The 21687-nt window shown below is 36.1% G+C and carries 18 protein-coding genes; 11 read left to right on the plus strand and 7 right to left on the minus strand.

Going from position 1 to position 21687, the window contains the following annotated elements; genetic code table 11:
• Positions 1-266: 266 nt before the first annotated feature.
• Positions 267-1553, plus strand: coding sequence for a uracil permease (gene uraA, locus TE34_RS01160; RefSeq protein ID WP_047982993.1), 1287 nt, complete (start codon positions 267-269; stop codon positions 1551-1553).
• On the opposite strand, the gene TE34_RS01165 is transcribed toward uraA, so the two are convergent.
• Positions 1548-3719, minus strand: a complete 2172-nt coding sequence (locus TE34_RS01165) for a type IA DNA topoisomerase (RefSeq protein ID WP_047982994.1) — start codon at positions 3717-3719, stop codon at positions 1548-1550. The two genes, uraA and TE34_RS01165, sit on opposite strands and share 6 nt — an antisense overlap.
• A 192-nt stretch (positions 3720-3911) precedes the next feature.
• Between TE34_RS01165 and TE34_RS01170 the strand changes: the two genes are divergently transcribed.
• A complete protein-coding gene (locus TE34_RS01170) occupies positions 3912-4388 on the plus strand; it encodes an SRPBCC family protein (RefSeq protein WP_047982995.1) in 477 nt (158 codons plus the stop codon).
• Between the two features lie 19 nt (positions 4389-4407).
• On the opposite strand, the gene dacB is transcribed toward TE34_RS01170, so the two are convergent.
• A complete protein-coding gene (gene dacB, locus TE34_RS01175) occupies positions 4408-5805 on the minus strand; it encodes a D-alanyl-D-alanine carboxypeptidase/D-alanyl-D-alanine endopeptidase (RefSeq protein ID WP_053074929.1) in 1398 nt (465 codons plus the stop codon).
• 188 nt (positions 5806-5993) lie between these two features.
• On the opposite strand from dacB, the gene TE34_RS01180 reads away from it, so the two are divergent.
• Both TE34_RS01180 and TE34_RS21570 read left to right on the plus strand, forming a co-directional pair.
• A complete protein-coding gene (locus TE34_RS01180) occupies positions 5994-7256 on the plus strand; it encodes a helix-turn-helix transcriptional regulator (RefSeq protein ID WP_053074930.1) in 1263 nt (420 codons plus the stop codon).
• 15 nt (positions 7257-7271) lie between these two features.
• Entirely contained in the window at positions 7272-7406 is a 135-nt protein-coding gene (locus TE34_RS21570) for a hypothetical protein (protein WP_269083140.1), read from the plus strand.
• Positions 7407-7671: 265 nt separating this feature from the next.
• Here the strand turns inward: TE34_RS21570 and abc-f are convergent, their stop codons facing one another.
• Together abc-f and TE34_RS01190 are read right to left on the minus strand one after the other, a co-directional pair.
• Positions 7672-9249 (minus strand): ribosomal protection-like ABC-F family protein, encoded by a 1578-nt coding sequence (gene abc-f / locus TE34_RS01185; protein WP_047982996.1) that lies wholly within the window; start codon positions 9247-9249, stop codon positions 7672-7674.
• A 342-nt stretch (positions 9250-9591) separates the two neighbouring features.
• Positions 9592-11316 (minus strand): methyl-accepting chemotaxis protein, encoded by a 1725-nt coding sequence (locus TE34_RS01190; RefSeq protein ID WP_047982997.1) that lies wholly within the window; start codon positions 11314-11316, stop codon positions 9592-9594.
• A gap of 307 nt (positions 11317-11623) precedes the next feature.
• Here TE34_RS01190 and TE34_RS01195 point away from each other — a divergent pair, with 307 nt between their 5' ends.
• On the plus strand, positions 11624-13240 hold the full coding sequence (locus tag TE34_RS01195) for an amidohydrolase (RefSeq protein WP_047982998.1): 1617 nt from the start codon (positions 11624-11626) through the stop codon (positions 13238-13240).
• 47 nt (positions 13241-13287) lie between these two features.
• Here the strand turns inward: TE34_RS01195 and TE34_RS01200 are convergent, their stop codons facing one another.
• On the minus strand, positions 13288-13644 hold the full coding sequence (locus tag TE34_RS01200) for a hypothetical protein (RefSeq protein ID WP_047982999.1): 357 nt from the start codon (positions 13642-13644) through the stop codon (positions 13288-13290).
• A 164-nt stretch (positions 13645-13808) separates the two neighbouring features.
• On the opposite strand from TE34_RS01200, the gene TE34_RS01205 reads away from it, so the two are divergent.
• Entirely contained in the window at positions 13809-15059 is a 1251-nt protein-coding gene (locus TE34_RS01205; protein ID WP_047983000.1) for a DNA polymerase IV, read from the plus strand.
• 41 nt (positions 15060-15100) lie between these two features.
• Here the strand turns inward: TE34_RS01205 and coaW are convergent, their stop codons facing one another.
• Positions 15101-15904 carry a type II pantothenate kinase gene (gene coaW, locus TE34_RS01210; RefSeq protein WP_047983001.1) on the minus strand — a complete coding sequence of 268 codons (804 nt, stop codon included), beginning with the start codon at positions 15902-15904 and terminating at the stop codon, positions 15101-15103.
• A gap of 173 nt (positions 15905-16077) precedes the next feature.
• Here coaW and TE34_RS01215 point away from each other — a divergent pair, with 173 nt between their 5' ends.
• Complete coding sequence (locus TE34_RS01215) at positions 16078-17673, plus strand: BCCT family transporter (RefSeq protein WP_047983002.1); 1596 nt, start codon at positions 16078-16080, stop codon at positions 17671-17673.
• 44 nt (positions 17674-17717) lie between these two features.
• Here TE34_RS01215 and TE34_RS01220 read toward each other — a convergent pair whose 3' ends face one another.
• A complete protein-coding gene (locus TE34_RS01220) occupies positions 17718-18917 on the minus strand; it encodes a S8 family peptidase (RefSeq protein ID WP_047983003.1) in 1200 nt (399 codons plus the stop codon).
• Between the two features lie 221 nt (positions 18918-19138).
• On the opposite strand from TE34_RS01220, the gene TE34_RS01225 reads away from it, so the two are divergent.
• The 4 genes from TE34_RS01225 (at position 19139) to TE34_RS20515 (ending at position 21654) form a co-directional block, all read left to right on the plus strand.
• The gene (locus TE34_RS01225; RefSeq protein ID WP_047983004.1) at positions 19139-19960 is read left to right on the plus strand and encodes an alpha/beta fold hydrolase; all 822 of its coding nucleotides are present in this window, start codon (positions 19139-19141) and stop codon (positions 19958-19960) included.
• A gap of 109 nt (positions 19961-20069) precedes the next feature.
• Complete coding sequence (locus TE34_RS01230; RefSeq protein WP_047983005.1) at positions 20070-20525, plus strand: Hsp20/alpha crystallin family protein; 456 nt, start codon at positions 20070-20072, stop codon at positions 20523-20525.
• Between the two features lie 65 nt (positions 20526-20590).
• Positions 20591-21367 (plus strand): DUF2268 domain-containing protein, encoded by a 777-nt coding sequence (locus tag TE34_RS01235; RefSeq protein ID WP_047983006.1) that lies wholly within the window; start codon positions 20591-20593, stop codon positions 21365-21367.
• Between the two features lie 161 nt (positions 21368-21528).
• Entirely contained in the window at positions 21529-21654 is a 126-nt protein-coding gene (locus TE34_RS20515; RefSeq protein WP_084710581.1) for a YjcZ family sporulation protein, read from the plus strand.
• Positions 21655-21687 lie beyond the last annotated feature (33 nt).

Genomic DNA, 21687 nt, shown 5'->3' on the forward strand with positions numbered 1-21687 from the left:
ATTAGGAATATACATGATAAAAATATATTGACGAATCATCACTTTTTGTGTATTATCTAGTTAAGTTCATACGGTTACCTTTAATTCAGTCCTGTGAGACTGGCAAGGTGTTAAGACAGTTTTGGCTGTCTTTTATAGAAGTGGTGTATCCATTTCTGTATTCACATGCTTACGAGCACCTTGCCTAATTTAGGTAAGGTGCTTTTTATTTTTTAATCTCTCACCTGGTAACTGTAGAGCTAACAAATTATAAGGGAGAGAAAATCATGGCTAAATTCGACGAAATTCAAGTTGATCAACGTCTACCATTTTTACAAAGCCTACCATTAAGTTTTCAGCACTTATTCGCTATGTTTGGAGCTACAGTATTAGTACCTATTATTTTCGGAGTCAACCCCGCTACTATTCTATTAATGAATGGTGTAGGTACGTTGTTGTACATTTTTATTACAAAAGGGAAAATTCCTGCATATCTAGGATCTAGCTTTGCATTTATCGCACCTGTTGGATTAGTAATAAGTCAATTCGGATACGGATATGCATTAGGTGGTTTCCTGGCAGTTGGTATTATTCTTACACTTGTAGGTCTATTAGTTAAGGTTGCAGGTACTGGATGGATTGATGTTCTTTTCCCACCTGCTGCGATGGGAGCTATCGTTGCTGTTATTGGATTAGAGTTAGTACCAGTAGCAGCAGGTCAAGCAGGATTAATCGGAGATAATTTGGACGCTACTACCATTATCGTAGCTCTACTTACGCTAGGAATTACGGTTATAGGTTGGGTAACCTTCCGTGGATTCTTTAAAATCATCCCAATACTAATTGGTTTTGTAGCAGGTTACGCTATTGCTTACTTTTTTGGTCTTGTAGATTTTACTACAGTAAAAGAAGCAGCATGGTTTCAAGTCCCAACCTTCTATACCATGCAGTTTGATTGGTCAGCAATTTTAATTATTATTCCAGCAGCATTAGTTCTTATTCCAGAACACATCGGGCATCTGTTTGTAACATCTAATATTGTTAAAAAAGATTTAGCAAAAGACCCAGGGCTAGATCGCTCGCTTATGGGTAATGGTATTTCAACGATACTTTCTAGTTTCATAGGATCAACTCCAAATACTACTTACGGGGAAAACATCGGTGTACTAGCTGTAACAAGAGTTTATTCTACATGGATTATTGGTGGGGCAGCAGTTATATCTATCCTTCTATCCTTTGTAGGAAAGTTAGCGGCACTTATCTCCTCCATCCCTAATGCTGTTCTTGGAGGAATATCTTTACTACTATTCGGTATCATTGCAGCAAGTGGTATTCGCATGCTTGTTGAAGCGAAAGTAGATTATAATAAATCTCAAAACCTAATTCTAACTTGTGTCATCTTAGTAATTGGGATTAGTGGAGCAACCTTAAAAATAGGGGAAGTTGGACTTTCAGGGATGGGACTAGCAACTGTAGTCGGAATCCTGCTTAGTATTTTATTTAAACTATTCGATATTCTAAAACTTTCCAATGAAGAAAATGATAATGACAAAAAGCAAAAGCTAGTCTCATAGACTAGCTTTTGTTTTTTCAAATTCCATGGTCCAGGAATAGTAATCATTGTTTGGATTTTTTTCGTAGCTAAGATAGGCATTGAATTTTTTACCTTGTTTGCTCGTCAATCCTTTTACGAATGCTTTTTTATCTTTGAGTAAAGCTTTTACCATCGTTTTAGTTGGCTTTTTCTTTAATGCTGCAAGATATTTGTCGTTTTTCCAAATTACAAATTTACAGCCTTTCTTCCAATTACTACAACCAAAACCTTTTCTACCTTCGATGATGTTTCCCCCACAATTGGGACAACGACCTAGAACCTCATTTGTAGATTTAGCACTACCAGTAACTTCATTGATGATAACCTCTTGATCTGCTTTAATAGTTTCAACTGATTCCGTTGTAAATTGATAAATCGTTTGAAGAAATAGGTTTTTCTTCACAATTCCTTTTTGAATATCAGAAAGTGTCTTTTCCAGACGACCAGTAAATTCTAGGTCAAACAATGCTTTTACTGGGAAAGTTTCTACTAATCTCTTTCCTAAGTCAGTACTTATTAGATTTTTTCCTTGAGCTGTGATATATCCGACATCTTTTAGCTTTTTTATTGTTTCTGCTCTAGTTGCTGGTGTACCAATGCTGAAACCAGTTAGAATACTTCCTTCTTCCTCTTCATCGTCATCACCCTTGTACCCTTTACCACAAGTTTCCATAACCCGTAATAACGTTTTTTCTGTATGAGGTTTTGGAGGTTTCGTTACATGGGTAGTAACTTCCGTTTCAGCAACTGTTACCACTTCATTTTGCTCAACTATTGGAAGTAATTTATCTTTAGAGGTGATGTTTTCAACCTTTTTCCAACCTTCTACTAATTGAACTTTTCCTTTAGATTCAAAGTTACCCTTGAGGTCAACATCTGTTATTTTTGTTGTTAGCTTTGTTTCCTCATACTCTGCCACTGGCATAAACTGCATAATGAATCGATTCTTTATAGCCGTATACACAATTTGCTCATCAGCACTTAGCCGCTTTGGCTTTACATAAGTAGGTATGATGGCACTGTGACTTTCAACCTTCGCATTATTAAATACACGCTTCGTTTTCATAAATTTAATTTCATCCCGATAAGGTAGATCATCAGTGAGTGTTTTAAGAACATTAGCGGTTTTCCCCACTAAAGTTTCTTCCAGAGCCGTACTTGATGTTCTTGGGTAAGTGATAAATTTCTTTTCATATAGAGATTGGGCCACTTTTAAAACCTTATCAGAAGTCCATCCCTTATACTTCGAAGTAATAAACCCTTGTAAATTGGATAGATTGAACAGGAAAGGTGGAAATTCTTTTTTCTTCTCTACCTTCTTATCAATTACCAATGCTTGTCGATCCTGAATTAATGAGTTAATCTGATCCAACATTTCTTTTTGCTTAAACTTTTCTTCTGAATCCTCTTTATATGTCCCCTCATACGTCTCATTTTTCACCGTGGAAAAAATTACATCAAGCTTAAAGTATTCTTCAGGAAGAAAGTTTTCAATTTCTTTATCACGGTCATATATTATCTTTAGGGTTGGTAGTAGTACACGCCCAATATTCAGAGCCTTCCCTTTCCCTTTTTGATATTTCAAGGTAGCCACTGAGGTTAAATTAATCCCAATCACCCAATCAGCCCATTGCCTACTCACACCAGCATCTTGCAGAGGACGTAATTCCTCATTTGGTTTCATTAAATTAAGGCCACGGATAACTTCATCTTTTGTCCATTCATTTAATAACAAACGATATATTGGCTTTTTAGGCTTGGCTCGATAAATAATACTGTCTCCAATTAATTGCCCTTCTCGGTCAAAGTCACAAGCTGAGATGATACTATCCACATCTGCTCGTTTCATTAAAGTATGTATGACAGATAATTGTTTCTTCGCGCCTTGGTCTGCCCACTGCCTATTTCTTGGATTACTTTTCACTTTGTATTCAAACTTATCTGGTATAAATGGAAAATTATCCAATTTCCACCTTGCCATTTTACTATCATAATCTTTGGCATCAAATAGCTCTAATAAATGACCAAATGCCCAGGTAATGATATATTGATTTCCTTCAAAGTATCCGTCTTTTTTCCCTTTGATTCCTAAGGCATCGGCGATATTCTTTGCTACGGAGGGTTTTTCTGCGAGAATTAGTTTCATACGTTCACCTACTTTCATTTTTGAAGCGTTTTGGAAGGTTTATACGGGTTTTGATTTGGAGAAAAATTGTGGACAAAATCTATTATACTATATAAATCTCTAATTTATAAAATGAAATTGGTTCGTAAATTTTATATGTAATGTAGAATATATGTAAGTTACTTTACAAAAAAGCTTAAGAAGGTGAAGAAAATGCAGGCTAAGATTGAAAAACATGGAAACGAATATCTAGTTACATATGAACGTCACTTAGAGCATTCATTAGAAGAGGTTTGGGCTATGCTAACTGATAATAAAAAATTAGCTCTTTGGTTTGACGAACTTCGTGTTGCTCGTCTAGGTAAGGATGGTTATTTCAACTTCGATATGGGTGATGGTACGTTTCAACGGATGGATATTACCGATTTCAAGGATCATCATATTCTAGAATACACTTGGGATGAGAACCTTGTACGTTTTGAGTTAACACCAGAATCTAATCATTGTAACTTAGTTTTCACTGAAACAATTACCGAATTAACAACACACACGCCAAAAGATTTAGCGGGATGGCATGTTTGTTTAGATGTTATCGGGTTATTACTAGATCAGGAAGAAGTAAATGATCGAATGGATAACTGGAAATACTGGTTTGAAATATACAGTGAGGCAATAGAGTCACTTACCTAAAGAAAAGCAAGCAAAACAATCACGTAACGATTGTTTTGCTTGCTTCAGTTATAATATAGTCAACAAGTCGATCGATAATGGCAGGGCCATCTTCTTCATCTAGTAAGTTATTTAGCATGATAGAGAAAATTAGCTCCTCCCCCTCATTCGTAGTTAAGTATCCCGAGAGAGTACTAACCCCCATGATTGTGCCTGTCTTTGCATGGACATTCAAACCAAACATTCGGTCGTTTAATGTTCCACCAACCATCCGATTCTCATTTCCAGCCACTGGAAGAGAGCGATAAAAACTATTAAACCATGGTTCATCTTGGATACGGAAAAGGAATTTAGAAATGACATTTGGTGGTATCAATGTGACATGCGATATTCCAGAACCATCACGAAGTACTATGTTACTAGTATCCACACCTAATTTTTCTAGTACATTATTCAAGACTACTAGACCTGCTTCCCAACTTCCTTCTCCTTTCATTACCTTACCTATTTCTTTTACTATTATTTCTCCGTGGCCATTATTGCTCAATTTCATAAAGGGTATACTTAAATCCTTAAGTGGCATAGACTTTCTACTAAAAACAAGTGTTGCATGTTCTGGTGTAGTCCCAGTATGTAACTCCCCTGTATAAGTAATACCTACTTGTTTTAGTGACCTTGCGAATAACTCCAATGCATATTCAGTTGGTTCCCAGACTGCCACATATTCTTGAATACTAGCAGAATAAAATGGTATATTCCCCTCTATAACTACATTATTATTTCCATGCTCTCGTATGACAGTAATGTCTGCTTCATCATCTTCATGCTGCATTTCAACCGTCACTGCATTGTTAATTAAATTAATATATTTTGTATTTGGTTTCAATGAAATAATAGGCTTTTCGCCAACACTTTTTCCAGGTGAAATAGTTAACATCACCGTACCAGAGTCATAATCTTCATTAGGAGAGGCAGATAAAGCAGATACCTGTGCACCATAATAATAATGTTCATCATTCCAATTTAAATCTTGAGACAAACGAACATTATCATACCACGTATCATCCGCTATAACATTCCCATGAACTTCTCGAATCCCCTTTTCTTTCAGAACTGTTGCTAGATTATCAAAGTCTGATTGTAATAATGTTGGATCTCCTTTTCCTTTTAAGTATAAATTACCAATTAGTTTTTGATTTTCTGTTTCCCCATCAATCCATAGTTCAGTTGAGAATGTGTAGCTTTCACCCAGTATAGCTAGCCCTGCGGCACAACTAAAAATCTTCATATTGGATGCTGGGTGTAGACGAATATCCCCCATATGATCGTATAGTAAATCACCAGTTTCTCTCGACCTAATACTAACGCCTGCTAAAGCTCCTTGAAGCTTAGGTTCTTTTCCCAATTGGTCGTAAAAGTTCTTCCATCTTTCTACCATATACATTCCCCTTTTCCTTTTTCAGGTTATAAAATTTTAGTTTTAATAGTAATTTCAGGAAAATTTTCCTGATTTTTTTCTATTTCATTAAGTATTTCTATTATAATCTAATTTTGTTGAATATTGACACTATTGTATAGTATTTTAACTTCTTTTTAATTATAATGATAGACATAGGGGTGAAAAAAATGGGAATTGACATAGGACAAGCTATAAAAATAAATCGATTAAGGGCAAATATGACCCAGTCTGACTTAGCAAGTGGGATTATTTCGGTATCCTATTTGTCCAAGATTGAAAATGGTACCGCGGAACCACCAAAAGAAGTCATTGAACAATTAGGAGATAGATTAGAAATAAATTTGATAGAATCTGATGATTATGTTTCAGAATCAACGATTATTCGGTGGTTCCAGCATTTACTACATTCTCAAAAAGATGAATCGATTCGGCTTTACAATCGAATTAAAAATAGTTTGGCTAATGCAATTGATAAACAACTATTCTTCCTTATCGAAATACACAAACTATACTATTATGTTTTGATTAACGATATGCATGAAGCAAGGGAACGCCTGTCCTCCCTCGAAAAAAGCTCAAAGCGATTTAACGAGACTGAAACTTATTATTTATACAAATTTGCTGGTAGCTATCACTATCAACAATTAGACTATAAAAAAGCACTAGAATACTATCAAAAAGCAGAAAAAAATAGTAAATCAAATCTCTACCACCGTTCAGAGGAAGTTCATAATCTTTATTATTTAATCGCATCCGCGGCGAGTAAGAATAGACTAACCCACCTATCATTACTATATTCTAATAAGTCTTTGGAGTATTACCAGATGAACTATAATTTGAAGAAAAGCGCTGATTGCCATTTATTATTAGGCATCTCCTATCGTAGAATTAATGATTTTGAAAAGGCTAAGGAATGCTTTGATCTTGCCATCAAAATAGCAAATACTATTGATGATACTGGATTATTAACACTGTACTATCAAAATTACGGGAAGGTTTTTTCATCAATTGGGAACTCAGAGGAAGCTATTAATAATTATTTAAAGAGTTATGAGTTAAGAAAAGATTATGACATACGTAAAAAGTTAACACCTATTTCAAGCTTAATGCAAGAGTACTATAATGTAGGAGATATGGTGAATTCCAAAATATGGTTAGAATTGGGCATTGAAATGTCCAAAGGAATAGAACCAAGCGAATCTATCCATGTTTACGAATTTATGGTTTATGAATACTTAATTAACGGAATAGATAATTCCTTTGAATCATTAATTACAAATCATATCATACCTTTCTTTAATGAGAAGCAACTATACTTTGAGGAATCTAAGTATGTAAAACTTTTAGCAAAATACTATTATGAAAATAGAAAATATAAACTAGCAGCTACTTATTACAAAATGCTAAGTAGCATTTCTTCAAGTCCTTGAAAGGAGGTGAACTAAATGAAGAAGTTCTTACTACTTGCACTACTTTCCATCGCAATAATATTTGCTAGTGCTTCAGCAAGTAGTTTATTTTCTTACCAGGAATATGATCTTGCAAATAACGAAGAACCATATCCTTGGCCAAAGAAATAAGTTTTTTAGGTAAAAAAAGTGTGAACTTTTCCTTGTCATCTCCAAGTAATCAGGAATGAACAGGGAGTAAGACGACTACTGTAGCACATCCCCGTTTTTTCTTCTTTAAGTCATACTCTATCCCTTAAGAATGGCAAGGAAAATATCCACATTATTTTCAACTCAGATTTGATTTAAATGCCCTATCCTACCCTATCAAATCTATTAAGATGCTCCATTTACAGGATTTTTTACTTCTTTTCATTAAAAAGAGTTGTAGGGATCCCTACAACTCTCCTCTATTCAATAATGCCTTTTTCTCCTTTACTATCTCTTGAAATTCCTTTTCAAGCTCTGGAGTTGAATCGATACTCAACCTACTTAATACATCTGTGAGTTTCGTTTCAAGAACCATTAATTCCTGTTCTAACGTATCCAAAATCCTAGGTTGGTAATTAATATAAGCCTGGTAACCTCCTCTGAACAGCTTCATTTCCTGATCCTCAATTGCAATAATGTTATCTGCAACTTTTTCAATGAATCTCCTATCATGTGAGACAAAGAGAATTGTTCCTCTGTACTCCATTAGCAAAGACTCTAACGCTTCAACAGCAATAATATCTAAGAAGTAAGTTGGTTCATCTAAGATTAATGTATTAATATCACTAAGAAAAATCTTTGCAAAAGCAACCTTTACTCTCTCCCCTCCACTTAATACATTTACCTTTTTGTAAACATCATCTTGGAAGAAATGTAATCTTGCCAAAACTGTCCGAATTAAAGATACTTCTTGGGAGGAAGAAATAGTAATGTTCTCCAAAATTGACTTTTCATTTTCTAGAATATCTAAGTTCTGACTGAAGTAACCTATCTTAACGGATTTTGACACTTCAATGCCACTTTCCCTTGATAGAATCTTCTTTAGAAAAGTAGTCTTTCCAACGCCATTCCTTCCTATAATAGCGACTTTATCTCCAGCACGAATTTGAAAGGTAGTGTTATTCCATAAGAACCTATTATTAATTTCCCCTTCCAAATCTTCAATACGGATAATCGCTCTCTTACCCAGCATTTCCTCATTTATAATGTTCATGTTTAAAGGTGGATTTTCTCTAACTTTCTCTACCGTTTCCAACTTATCAATTCGGGTTTTTATTGCATTAGCTGTTTTTTCCAATTTCTTTTGCTTTTTAGCGAAATATGGTGCACTTCCCATTTGAATAGCGTCTGAATCTGTTTTCTTTTTAGGTGATTTGGTAGCTCTTTGCGCTTTCTTCTTTTTAAGTTCTAGTGCGTTCTCTAATTGTCGCTTCTTCGTGACATATTGCATATAATCATCTTGTTGCTTTTGTATTTCTAGTTCCTTTTGTTGCTGATAAGCTGAATAATTACCTTGGTAATTTGTAACTTTGCCACTCTCAACTTCCCATATTTTGTTGCAAAGGCTGTCTAAAAAAGCTCTATCGTGGGAAACAATAACAACAGCCCCAGTCCATCGTTTTAAATGATTCTCCAATGATTCAATATGTTCTTTATCTAAGTTAGTAGTAGGCTCATCCGCAAATAGTATTTGCTTTTTTCTTGCTAATACCTCATTGATAAATTGCTGTGTAATCTCTCCCCCACTTTGTGTTGTATTAATTTGTTTTATTTGTGGCATTAATTCTACGCTAGCCATGGATTGAACCCTACCATCGTAGTCTTTCTGTATTCCGGTCAATATGTGGACTAAGGATGTTTTACCGCTCCCATTTTTGCCGACTACCCCAATACAGTCACCTTTTGATATTTTTAAATTCTCTACGTTTATAATCTCTTTCCCATCTACCTCATAAATGATATCTTGAGCTTCTAATAAAAGCATGCTTTCACCTCTTTTTTCTCATAAAAAAAAGCCCCTAATCACAATGAATAGGAAGCTGAAACCATGCCAAATAAACAAATGATATAACCATTTATTGAAATGACCTGCACAGATTTAATCCTATTCTTTATGATTGAATAAATTGCATGCATAAAAAAGGGCTTTTCCCCTTATTTTTCTTAACAATTTTTCAATTCATTGTATAAATAGGATTAATTTAACATCTGCTTGAGGTACACCCTTTCCGTACTTTCTTATATTAACTATAAAATATTCATGAAATTCTGTCAAACCATAGAAAAATAGGTCAGCCCAAGGCTGACCTATTCTTTATGATAAAAATTAAAGTTTGAATTTCCTCACCAGCGTGTTTAATTCCTCGGCTAATTTCGCTAAGTCTTCTGAGCTATTGGCCATCTCTTCCATCGAACTGCTAGTTGCTTGAGATGATGCAGATGTCTGTTCAATACCTGCTGCTGACTCTTCCGAAATAGCTGCAATTTCTTCAATGGAAATGCTCATTTCTTGAGTAGTGCCAGCAATTTCGATTAGGTTTTGTTTAACCACTCTAATACTATCTACCATTTCCATTATTGCTTCATTAATGTCTGTAAAGGTTTCTCGAGTATGAATGATTTGGTTTGTTCCTTGTTGTACTTCTTCATACCCTTCTTCTAATGACTCTGTTACCGCAGTCGTTTCAGCTTGAATCTTCTTCACGATAGTAGTAATATCTGTCACTGACACGGATACCTGCTCGGATAATCTTCTTACTTCATCTGCAACAACAGCAAACCCTTTACCATGTTCTCCTGCACGTGCTGCTTCAATAGCAGCATTCAATGCTAAGAGATTGGTTTGATCGGCTATATCATGAATAACTGATACCAGCTGGCTAATCGCTTTTGAATTCTCATCTAATCCTCGAACTTTTACTACTGCGTCTTTGACAATACCATCAATTCTATTCATTTGATCGCCAGAAGCTTGCATCAATTGATTTCCCTGACTTGTTAAGTTTAGTACAGATTCCGACGAATGTTGTATTTGTTCTCCATTTTCATTTGCCTCTTGAACTCTTGCAGCAAAGTGATGCATCGTATGTGTTAAATTACTAGCCCCATCAGCTTGTTTCTCAGAGCCCGCTGCCAATTCTTGCATCGTTGTTGCGACTTGTTCAGAGCCAGCTCGAACTTCACCTGCTGACTGCATCAGTTCTTCACTTTGTGCAGTAACTGTGTCTGAAACAGTAGATACTTGCTTAATGATATCTTTTAAGTATGTGCTCATCTTACTAGTTGATTCTGCTAACTGTCCAATTTCATCTTTTCCAACATAATCGATTTCCGGTACGGTTAAATCTCCTTCGGCTATTCGATTACTTACCTGAACAACTTTTTTGAGATTTCGAGAAATAGCTCGACTAATGAAAACGACTAATAACACACCAATAATAATTGATACTGCTAAAAAAGATAGTTGTGTTATAAAAGTGTCTTTTTGACTTTCGATTGCACTACTAATTGCGGTTTGTCGTTCATTATCCACTGTATCTACAAGCTGATCTAATAACGCAACAGATTCTTCCCTAAGCTCATTAGTCTGATTTAAAAATGACTCTGCTACACTTGTATTACCATTTTGAATAGCTGATACAATGTAGTTGGTAAACATTCGATATAACTCTTGATTATTCTTAGCAACTTGTTGGAATATCTCTTTTTGCTCTTCGGAGTTTAAGTTAACTCGAACTTTACTTGCCAATTCATTATACTGTACCTGGTTTTCTTTATACGTATCTATTAAACTTGAATCTTGCACTTGATAATAAGAGACGATATATATACTCATATTACGTGTCAAGGATCCCATTTCAGAAATATTCATCGCCATATCACTTTTCGTGTTTAGTGCTTCAATGTCTTTACCAATCCCTATAATCGAATTCGACACAAACGCTGATGAACCAATAAATAGTAAAATGATGATAGCTACAGTTAGGCCATATTTCCAACCAATTCTTATATTTCGGTGTTTTAACTTTCTAAGTCGAATTTTTTTCCCCATTTTTATCCCCCAAGTATATCAATCAATTAAAAAACTATTCAAATTTGATTGGTTGAATAGCTTGTTTATGTATTTATCCACTAAGAACATAATAATCGATGAATCGCCGAATTACAACAAATCTCGATTAAAACAGCATCTTTTTCCACTCAATTTCTAAAGACTTTATGTAAGTTGTTCATTCATTGACTTAGTTTTTGCTCACTAGTATGATGTTCTTAATATTTTAGTACTTGATAAGCTGCTTCCATTTCAGACTATATTCTATAGAATACTAGTAATTCCTAATTACGAAGGGGGAAACATCATGAGAAAAATCTTCATTAACGGAAAGTTTTACACATTTAATCCTAATAAACCACTTGTCCAAGCGGTGGTTGTAGAAAATGGGAGATTTATCGATATGGGAGCGCAGAACGACATGCTGATCCATTGGAAAAACAGTAATAGTGAAGTCATAGATTTATGTGGAAATACTGTAACACCGGGGTTAGTAGACAGTCACCTTCATTTATCACTGATTGCAGATAAATTCATGAATCTTGACTTAACTGGCGTCACCTCAAAAAATGAAATGCTACTAAAGATTCAAACCAAGGCAGATACTCTAAAACCTAATGAATGGTTATTAGGTAGTGGTTGGGATGAAAATCTCTTTACTGATGGACTTATCCCTACGATAGAAGAGCTTGATTATGTTACTCCTCACAATCCGCTTTTCTTAACTAGAATTTGTACCCATGCTGCTCTTGCTAACAGCAAAGCTTTCGAAAGAAGTGGGTATCATTCTTCTATGTCTATACCTGAAGGTGGGAGTGTAGTTTTAGATAAATATTCGAAACAACCAACTGGATTAATTTTAGAATCTGCTCAGGAGATCTTCAAGCAAAGGATCCCCCAAAAATCTTATGAGGAATTATTACAAGCCATGCGCACCGCCATACAATTCGCACTACAAAAAGGGTTAACTAGTGTTCACACGAATGATCCACTTTTTCTTGGTGGTTTACAGCAAACATATAACATCTTTGACTCACTATTAAACCAGGAAAAACTTGGACTACGTACAAATTTATTAATTAATCATGACTTTCTGGATGATATGAAAGAAGCTGGTATGTACACGGGCTACGGTAATGACACCTTACAAATTGGAGCGGTAAAGATTTTTGTTGATGGAGCGTTCGGACGAAGAACAGCGCTGCTTTCCGAAGCCTATCATGATGAGCCTACTAATTATGGTGAAGCAATGTTTGATCAAGAAGCACTTACCGATATCGTTAGGAGGGCACGTGAGTTATCCATGCCAATTGCCGTGCACACAATTGGAGACAAAGCGTTGGAAAATATCCTAGATGTTCTAGACTTGTTCCCAGCTGTTCCTTATCGTGACCGACTAATTCATGCACAGGTTTTACAGAAAGGATTGATTGAGCGATTGGCTAAGCCAAATAGAGTGGTCGATATTCAACCAAGATTTGTCGTTAGTGATTTCCCATGGGTTATGGAAAGACTCGGTCCAAATCGTATGGAACTCTCCTATGCATGGAAAACGTTAATGAATAATGGGGTAATTTGTACTGGTGGTTCCGATTCCCCTGTGGAACCAGTCGATCCACTACTAGGTATCCATGCTGCAGTTACTAGAAGAGCACCTGAAGAAACTCATGATGGCTGGAATCCCGATGAAAGATTATCTATGGTGGATGCTTTTCGTCTTTTCACTGAACTAACTGCGTATGCAACCAACGAGGAAACAATAAAAGGTACGATGACAAGAGGGAAATTAGCCGATATGACCGTCCTTTCTACTAATCCTTTTGAAATAAATGAACCTGATGTGCTTTTAGATACAGAGATTGAAATGACTATTATTGGTGGAGACATTAAATTTCAAAAATCAAAAACAACTACTTTATTTTAAATATTAATGCCAGTCAAGAATTCCTTGACTGGCACTTTTCTTTAGCCTTATCTCCACCTTAATGCCACAGTTAATTTACAGCAATCTGTATCCTGAACCTTCGAATTAAATTCTAACCGTAATCCATCTGGGTTAAACTGTACGTCCACATCAGAGGTGATACCTATGGATTTAATTAACCGTTCAACCTCATCCATATTAGATTCCTGTGCAGCAGCCATCACCTGCTTATCAAATTCTTTCGATTCTGCAAACTTATCTAAAACAATACTTGCTTCTTTCATTAATTTTCTTGTTTCATTAGCAGATTCAAATAAAAATCCTGGATTTACCTCTGGATACTGGCGATAGCTATACGCATATGGATATGGCGGATAATAGTACACGGGATAGTAGTAATACATCTATATTTTCCCTCCCTAGATTTTCCCATACAACACTATATGCAAGCTAAACCTATAAGGTAATTGTCTAGTTAATTTAATCATGTATAAAATTCCCATTGATAATTAATTAGGAACATCATATAATATTAGAACAAACGTTCCTATTAGGTGGTGAGATATACATGGATTATTCTACTTTTCCACGTCATGATGTGCTATGTATTGATATGCGGTCCTTTTACGCTAGTGTAGAGGCAGTTAAATTAGGGTTGGATCCGATGAAAACCATGCTAGCAGTTGTCGGGGATCCAAGTAGATCTGGAAGTATTGTCCTCGCTGCGTCGCCTGCTTTAAAAGAAAAGTACGGAATTAGCAATGTTAGCCGTTTTTTTGAATTGCCGAATGACCCAGCTATTCGTATTGTTCCAGCACACATGGCTGACTATCTTCAGGTTTCCGTTGAAATCACAAGACTCATTAATCAGTACGCCCCAAAAGAAGCTATCCACCAATATTCGGTTGATGAAGTATGGGTAACCCTGGATGGACTTGAAAAACTTTTCGGCGATCCTTTAAAAATCGCTAAAAAAATCAAGCAAGACATTCTCGATCACTTTGGAATTACCTGCTCCATTGGTATTGGTGATAATAAATTTTTAGCAAAGGTTGTCATGGATCTACATGCGAAAAAGGTTGGTATCGCGGAATGTCGATATGAGGATGTCGAGGAAAAGCTTTGGCCACACCCTGTTGAGAAAATTTGGGGAATTGGCAGTAGGATGAAACGAAATCTTAATCGTATGGGAATTGTTACCCTTGGTCAGCTTGCCAGATTTGACTTGGATCATCTTAAGAAAAGGTTTGGTGTGATGGGCGAACAGCTCTATTGGCATGCATGGGGAATTGATCTCAGTCCTGTATTCGGGGATTTTGTTAAGCAGGAACAAAAAGGTTTCGGCCACGGTATTGCTCTTTTACGAGACTACACAAAAGATGAGGTTGCTGTTTGTATCTTAGACCTTTGTGAAGAAGTTTGCCGTAGAGCACGCACAGCAGATAAAACTGGTAAGACCATCCATCTTGGAATTGCCTATTCAAAGGAAACTGGAGGTGGATTTTCACGCTCTAGATCCATTCCAATTCCTACTAATATTACAATGGATATGTACCATATTTGCATGCAGCTTTTCCAGGAATTTTATGATGGTCATAGTAATATACGTCATGTTTATGTAACGCTAGATAATCTGTATGATAAAGCAGAAACACAATTAAATTTATTTGAAGATCGTTCCAAGAAAAATGATATTGGATATGTCATGGATGCCATTCGCGATAAATATGGTACAACCGCCATTCTACGAGCTAGCAGTTTTACCGATGCAGGCGTTACGTTAGATCGCAGTAAAAAAATCGGTGGACATTACGCATAAAAGGCGAAACTTTTTCGCCTTTTAGTTATGCTGGCTACACTTCATCTACTTAGTAATGCCCCTATTGCACCTGCATGAGTGCCTTTGTCTAGAAAGATTGGCTCATAGGACATCATGTCTCGAAATCGCATGAAGATATCTTTTAATTCAGGGTTATTAGTCACCGTACCACCAACAAAAACAATTTGAGAGATTTGTTTTGTCGTAGCAACTTGGTTAGCTAATAAAAGAATAGTTTCTCCTATTAATTGCATCACACTAGCAAGGTGATCATTATTTGTAGCACCTTCATTCAAGTGCGCTTTTCCTAAATTAGCAGCAGTCAGATTCCCATGAATAGGAGGTTCCTCAGGAGCATAGATGTCCCGAACTAACAAGTCACTGTTCCGTGAATCACCCTCTGAAGCCATTCTAATAAAGGTTTGAAAATCTTTATGTCGGGTAATAAGATAACCTAAACCCATTAAGGTACCTCCTCCAATACCACTACCCAAAACACGTTCAAACGAATTGGCAGTAACATGAAAAATAGAAGTCCCCGTTCCAATATTAACGAGAATGAATTCCTCATTCACTACTCCATTTTCTTTTAATAAATACTTCGTTCCTGCTGTTACAGCCTGAAACTCATTAAAGAAATGACAGTTATTCTGAGTAAGACTTTTTAATGAACTTGCTTTTCCTCCAGTAACGAAAAGCTCAGCACTAGGAGACAAGAATGACAACCATTTAACAACTTCATCCAAATGTTGATTAGAGAAAGTTTTCGTATGTAATTTACCTTGCTCAATATATGCAAGTTTAACCAATGATCCTCCTGCATCAATACCAATATAGTCAACCATTATTCTTTCTCCTCCTCTCCCCTGAACTTTACCTTCAATTTACATGAATGAAAACAAAAAGAAAAGCGAAAAAATTAGAAATCGATCTACTTAAGGAAAGAATAATGGAAATAGGAATTTATGAGCATATTAACTATATCCAAGAAAGTAACTAATTAGGAAGGAATGTCTGCATGAATAGCAAACTGATTGATTGGCCTACTTTTATAGGGGCTTTAGTTGTTTTACTTGCGGTATCACTACCATTAATTTTCTATCCTGAGGCCGGATCAAATGTTATCAATACAATCAATGAATTTATTACCGGAAATTTCGGTATTCTTTTTCTAGCTCTCGGACTACTCGCATTTATCTTTATGCTTTATATTGCCTTTAGCAAATATGGAAAAATCAAATTAGGAAAACGCGGCACCGAAAAAGAATTTGGTACCTTTTCTTGGGCAGCAATGCTATTTTCTGCTGGGATTGGCTCTAGTATATTATACTGGGGAATGATTGAATGGGCCTACTACTATCAAGGTCCACCATTTGGTGTTGAACCAATGACAAAGGAAGCGATAGAACTCGCGATGACTTACGGGATATTTCACTGGGGACCAATTGCTTGGGCTATTTATACGCTCCCGGCATTGCCAATCGCATATTTTTATTATGTCAGAAAAAATCCAGTACTAAAGATTAGCGCAGCAACAAAACCGGTATTAGGTAAACTTGCCGATGGACCTCTTGGTATCATCATTGATATTCTATTTATTTTTGGACTTTTAGGTGGTGCTGGCACCACACTTGCATTAGGGACACCTATGATTGCAGAAGGAATACATGATTTTACAGGAATTCCCGTTACACTCCTTTTACAAGCTGGGGTTATGCTTTTGTGTACGATGATCTTTGCGATTAGCGCTTATTCTGGATTAAATAAAGGAATTAAAATACTAAGTGATATCAATCTCTGGCTAGCGATATTTATCCTGCTCTTTATTTTCATATTTGGACCCACTGTTTTTATTAGTGAAGCAACATTTTCTAGCTTAGGTATTCTAATGGATAACTTTTTCCATATGGCAACTTGGCTAGAGCCCTTAGCAGCTATTGACACGTACCCTGCAACAGGATTCCCAGAGTCATGGACCGTATTCTACTGGGCATGGTGGGTTGTATATGCTCCTTTTGTAGGGTTATTTGTTGCACGAATCTCCTATGGAAGAACCATCAAAGAGATGATTCTAGGAACGATGATTTATGGGACGCTAGGAAGTATTCTGTTCTTCGGCGTTTTAGGAAACTTTGGTTTATATTTACAGCTTTCCGGCTCTTTTGATGTTATAAGCTACATGAATGAATTCGGGGCACCCGCAGCTATCATTGCAATCCTGAATCAGTTACCGATTTCTGGATTTATCGTGATTGTGTTTACCATCTTGTCGATTGTCTTTTTATCTACCACCTTTGATTCTGCTTCTTACATTTTAGCAGCAGTCGTACAAAAACATGTCCCTGGTGGTGAAGCACTGCGTTGGAATCGTCTATTCTGGGCATTTACATTATTACTACTACCATTAGTTCTAATGTTTATCGGTGATTTAGAAGCCTTACAAACTGCAAGTATTGTAGCAGGATTTCCAGTTATGTTTATTATGCTTTTACTTGCGATATCTTTTGTAAAAGCAGCAGGGAGTGATTTACGCGCAATGAAAGAGTATCGTTCCCCAACCATTTATATAGACCGTAGAAATATCGAAAAGAAAGAGGATACAAATAATAAATAGAAGAGGAAGCGATTTGGCCGCTTCCTCTCTTTTCTTGATGTATTTTAATAACGAACAGATGCGTTCACATTAATTAAACCATGGTCAACTAAGCGACCAACGCCATTCATATATACAGCTGTGTTTTCAATAGCAGCTCGAACCTGCGCATTATTTCTTCCTTGACCAGTAAGTAATGCTGCTTGCCCTGCAACATATGGAGCAGCCATAGATGTTCCAGACATATAGACATAGCTATTTCCAGGATAAGTAGATGCAATATCAACACCTGGAGCCATTACATCTACCCAAGTACCCCAGTTTGAAAAGTTAGCCTTGCGATTTCTAGAATCAACTGCACCAACAGCAATAACATTCGTATAGGAAGCTGGTTCGAATGTTGTACGTACACCATCATTACCAGCAGCAGCTACCACAACCACACCACGATTCCAAGCATAGTTAACTGCGTTCTCTAATGTTTGCGTATCACAATTACAGCCAAGAGAAAGATTAATAACCTCAGCGCCAGCATCCGTTGCATAAATAATTCCATCCGCGATAGCCGCTAACGATCCACTTCCATTAGCATCTAGCACACGTACGGCTAATATTTTTGTATTAGGCGCCATACCAGCAATTCCTGTACCATTGTTTGTCTCAGCAGCAGCAATACCAGCTACATGAGTACCATGCCCATTTTGATCACTTGGAGTCCAGTCATTTTGTACGAAGTCATAACCTAAAACTACTTTTCCATCTAAATCAGGATGGTTATAGTCAACTCCTGTATCTAGAACTGCGATTTCTTGACTAGAGCTACCTCTAGTTACATCCCAAGCTAAATCTGCATCAGTATTAAACAGTCCATATTGGTAACTAGGGCTAAAATACGTATCATTTGGCGTCCACGTTGCGTTCAATACGTAGTTTGGCTCTGCATACTCAACATTGGGATTATTACTAAGTGCCTTAACAACTGCATCCACATTACCAACTTCTAGTACTAAAAATGGAGATTTAACTGCATCCACATCCGCTTTTACTTTAGCATTAGCATTTTTTACTGCGTTGTTTTTCTGTGAAGCAGAAACATTATCTTTAAACTTTACGATTACCTCACCTTTGACATAATCCGCTTTAGATACTGTTGTAGAACTACTTGCAACCTTTTCTAGCTTCCCCTCTTCTGCAGCTGCTCCCACAATTGGAAATAGTAATACTAATGCTGCAATGATAAAACCACCTAACCAATTCTTCTTCATAAAACTCCTCCTCTCGAATGTACGTTTAATTATACTTCGAGATAAGAGGTATCATAATGAGCACTTAACCCTAAATAAGTTGGGAAAGTAAGGTCTGTATATAGTAATAGTTGCGGGACTAAACAACCATATCCAATAGAAGAATCATTCTTTATTTAACTTTGACCGTTATTTTGTCTATACTATAAATACAATACAAGCGGTGGTGAAGAATTATTTAAATGGAATATACAAAAGAATATATTAAGTTGCTAAATACAAACATTTACTGTGAATACGCTATACAGGTTGATAAACCAACTATATTTCTAATCCATGGATTTGTTGCTTCGTCGTATACATTTAATCGACTAAAACCTTTACTAACAAAAGACTTTTCTGTAATCGCGATCGATTTACCTGGATTTGGAAAGAGTGAAAAGTCCACATCATTTACATATTCATTTGAAAACTATGCTAACCTCGTTCTTAAATGCTTAGACTATTTCGGGATAAAGAGGGCATATATCGCTGGCCATTCAATGGGAGGACAAATAGCACTATACACTGCAAAAAAAGAACCTAATAGAGTAGATAAACTAATTTTGTTCTGTAGCTCTGGATACTTACCTCGAGCAAAAAATTACCTTATTTATTCATCCTACCTCCCCTTCTTTCATTTCCTAGCAAAACGAAAGATTAATTCACAAAGCGTGGTGAGGAACTTAAAAAACGTATTCTATGACCACAAGTTAATTACAAATGATCAAATTGAGGAATACGGCAAACCACTCCAAGACAAGAATTTTGCCAAGTCATTGGTTAGGTTACTACGTCATCGTGAAGGTGATTTAAGAAGTGAACAATTAAAGGAGATCCAGACTCCTGCATTACTCCTCTGGGGTGAGGAAGATAAAGTTGTTCCACTAGTTATTGGCAAGAAGTTAGCTAAAGACTTACCGAATGCCAAGCTTTTTACTTTTGAAAAGGCAGGACATTTAGTAACAGAAGAAAAACCTCAAGAAATATTCTCGCAAATTCTTTCCTTTACAGAAAAGGCCTGAAGATTAAGTCCATACTTAATCTCTGGCCTTATTTTCTTATATTAGCCCACTACTTTTACTAGGTTTCGCATAATCTATAGTAAAATTTTTGAAATATGGAGTGAGCTATATGCCATCTAGAAGGAAGCTACCTAGCCGCTTCGATGTTGACATGACTCCTTTACACGACTTTATGAAACAAATGGATTCTTTTTTCAACCATTCCTTTAAACAAATGAATGAGCATTTCCACTTTAAACCCTTTTGGGTAGATGTAAAAGAGACTAACACCCACTTCATCATTGAAGCAGAACTACAAGGATATAAAAAGGAGCAAATTGAAATCGAGTTGGTTGGAAATCAAGTTCAAATAGGTGTACAGGATTATCAATTTATCGACCAAGAAGATACGAAAAATAACTTAAAGTTTAACAAACAAAGCATCGCTAAGAAAGAGCGCGTTATTACTTTACCATTCGACATACCAAAGAAAGACGTAAAAGCTTCGTTTAAAAATGACATACTCAAAATATCCGTTCGCAAACCCAAAATAGATCACTCGTATATCGATATTGAAGATTCCTAATACCACTTGGATTCGACATGCTCATAACGTCGAATCCCTTTGCTTTTACAAGAGGAGTGAACCAATTGGCAGTAATTCGAACAGATAAATGGCTAGAAAAATCATATTCTACTCCAGATAAATTGTTTCAGAAACTCACAAATTACTTTAATCATGACAATTCTACCGAGATTGCATCCCTACTTACTAGTCATGGGATGTATCAACGGCCCGAACCAAATGGGGAAAATATGATACAGGCACTTAGAAATAAAAAAATATGGGACATTGTCCAACAAGAAGAGAAAAACTTGAAACGAGAATGGGATGGAAGAAACATTCCCATCTTTATTTTTCCCTCAAACTCATACAATAGAAAGATTAGAGAGCATTACAACGGAAGAACTGGTCTAGCATTTCAAGACAAATTATTCCTTTTTGTATCTGAAGAAACAACAGAAGAAGAAATAAAAGCACTATTTACTCATGAATACAACCATTCATGTAGACTTACCCATGACAAGATTAAGGAAAAAAACTATACATTACTTGATATTGTAATATTAGAAGGTTTAGCAGAAAATGCAGTACGAGAAAGGTTTGGTACACGTCCCCTCGCCCCATGGACTACCTATTATTCAGACACTGAGTTGGAAAAGATGTGGAATGACCTAATACTTCCAAGTAAGGATTTACCAAAATCAAACAGGAAAGCAAGTAAACTTTTATATGGATCTAGCTTTTACCCAGACATGGTTGGATATAGTGTTGGTTATTATCTTGTCAAACAGTATATGAAGAAAACAAGTAAACGAAGTAAAGAACTTCTCTCTTTACCCGCTCAAGAAATAGCCTTTGACTAATTTATAGGCAATTATAACGATTCCCAGAAATCTAGGTATCTATCCCAATCAATAAACTTTAGCCTTCATATAGTATTAACAAACACTAATTAAATAGTGTTTAATTCCGGAGTTTTCAACTCCACTTGAAATCTTACAATGTACGTTAGGAGGGATGTAGAATGTCATTCGGATACGGCTGTGGTTATGGCGGCGGTTACGGCTACGGCGGAGGATATAACAATGGCTTTGCTTTAATTGTTGTGTTATTTATCCTTCTAATCATCGTAGGTGCTGCTTGGCTATAATATAAGAATAAAACTACGATATGACGGGGTTCC

Origin of the sequence: Ornithinibacillus californiensis (genome assembly GCF_001038485.1) — a bacterium.
Lineage (GTDB): Bacteria > Bacillota > Bacilli > Bacillales > Amphibacillaceae > Ornithinibacillus > Ornithinibacillus californiensis.

What these genes read in the sequence shown, in the direction of transcription:
- TE34_RS01225 (WP_047983004.1), top strand. Translation starts at nt 19,139, where the DNA reads ATGGAATATACAAAAGAATATATTAAGTTGCTAAATACAAACATTTAC.
- TE34_RS01220 (WP_047983003.1), bottom strand. Translation starts at nt 18,917, where the DNA reads ATGAAGAAGAATTGGTTAGGTGGTTTTATCATTGCAGCATTAGTATTA.
- TE34_RS01180 (WP_053074930.1), top strand. Translation starts at nt 5,994, where the DNA reads ATGGGAATTGACATAGGACAAGCTATAAAAATAAATCGATTAAGGGCA.
- TE34_RS21570 (WP_269083140.1), top strand. Translation starts at nt 7,272, where the DNA reads ATGAAGAAGTTCTTACTACTTGCACTACTTTCCATCGCAATAATATTT.
- TE34_RS01170 (WP_047982995.1), top strand. Translation starts at nt 3,912, where the DNA reads ATGCAGGCTAAGATTGAAAAACATGGAAACGAATATCTAGTTACATAT.
- dacB (WP_053074929.1), bottom strand. Translation starts at nt 5,805, where the DNA reads ATGGTAGAAAGATGGAAGAACTTTTACGACCAATTGGGAAAAGAACCT.
- TE34_RS01165 (WP_047982994.1), bottom strand. Translation starts at nt 3,719, where the DNA reads ATGAAACTAATTCTCGCAGAAAAACCCTCCGTAGCAAAGAATATCGCC.
- TE34_RS01215 (WP_047983002.1), top strand. Translation starts at nt 16,078, where the DNA reads ATGAATAGCAAACTGATTGATTGGCCTACTTTTATAGGGGCTTTAGTT.
- abc-f (WP_047982996.1), bottom strand. Translation starts at nt 9,249, where the DNA reads ATGCTTTTATTAGAAGCTCAAGATATCATTTATGAGGTAGATGGGAAA.
- TE34_RS01230 (WP_047983005.1), top strand. Translation starts at nt 20,070, where the DNA reads ATGCCATCTAGAAGGAAGCTACCTAGCCGCTTCGATGTTGACATGACT.
- TE34_RS01195 (WP_047982998.1), top strand. Translation starts at nt 11,624, where the DNA reads ATGAGAAAAATCTTCATTAACGGAAAGTTTTACACATTTAATCCTAAT.
- TE34_RS01200 (WP_047982999.1), bottom strand. Translation starts at nt 13,644, where the DNA reads ATGTATTACTACTATCCCGTGTACTATTATCCGCCATATCCATATGCG.
- TE34_RS01190 (WP_047982997.1), bottom strand. Translation starts at nt 11,316, where the DNA reads ATGGGGAAAAAAATTCGACTTAGAAAGTTAAAACACCGAAATATAAGA.
- coaW (WP_047983001.1), bottom strand. Translation starts at nt 15,904, where the DNA reads ATGGTTGACTATATTGGTATTGATGCAGGAGGATCATTGGTTAAACTT.
- TE34_RS01205 (WP_047983000.1), top strand. Translation starts at nt 13,809, where the DNA reads ATGGATTATTCTACTTTTCCACGTCATGATGTGCTATGTATTGATATG.
- TE34_RS20515 (WP_084710581.1), top strand. Translation starts at nt 21,529, where the DNA reads ATGTCATTCGGATACGGCTGTGGTTATGGCGGCGGTTACGGCTACGGC.
- uraA (WP_047982993.1), top strand. Translation starts at nt 267, where the DNA reads ATGGCTAAATTCGACGAAATTCAAGTTGATCAACGTCTACCATTTTTA.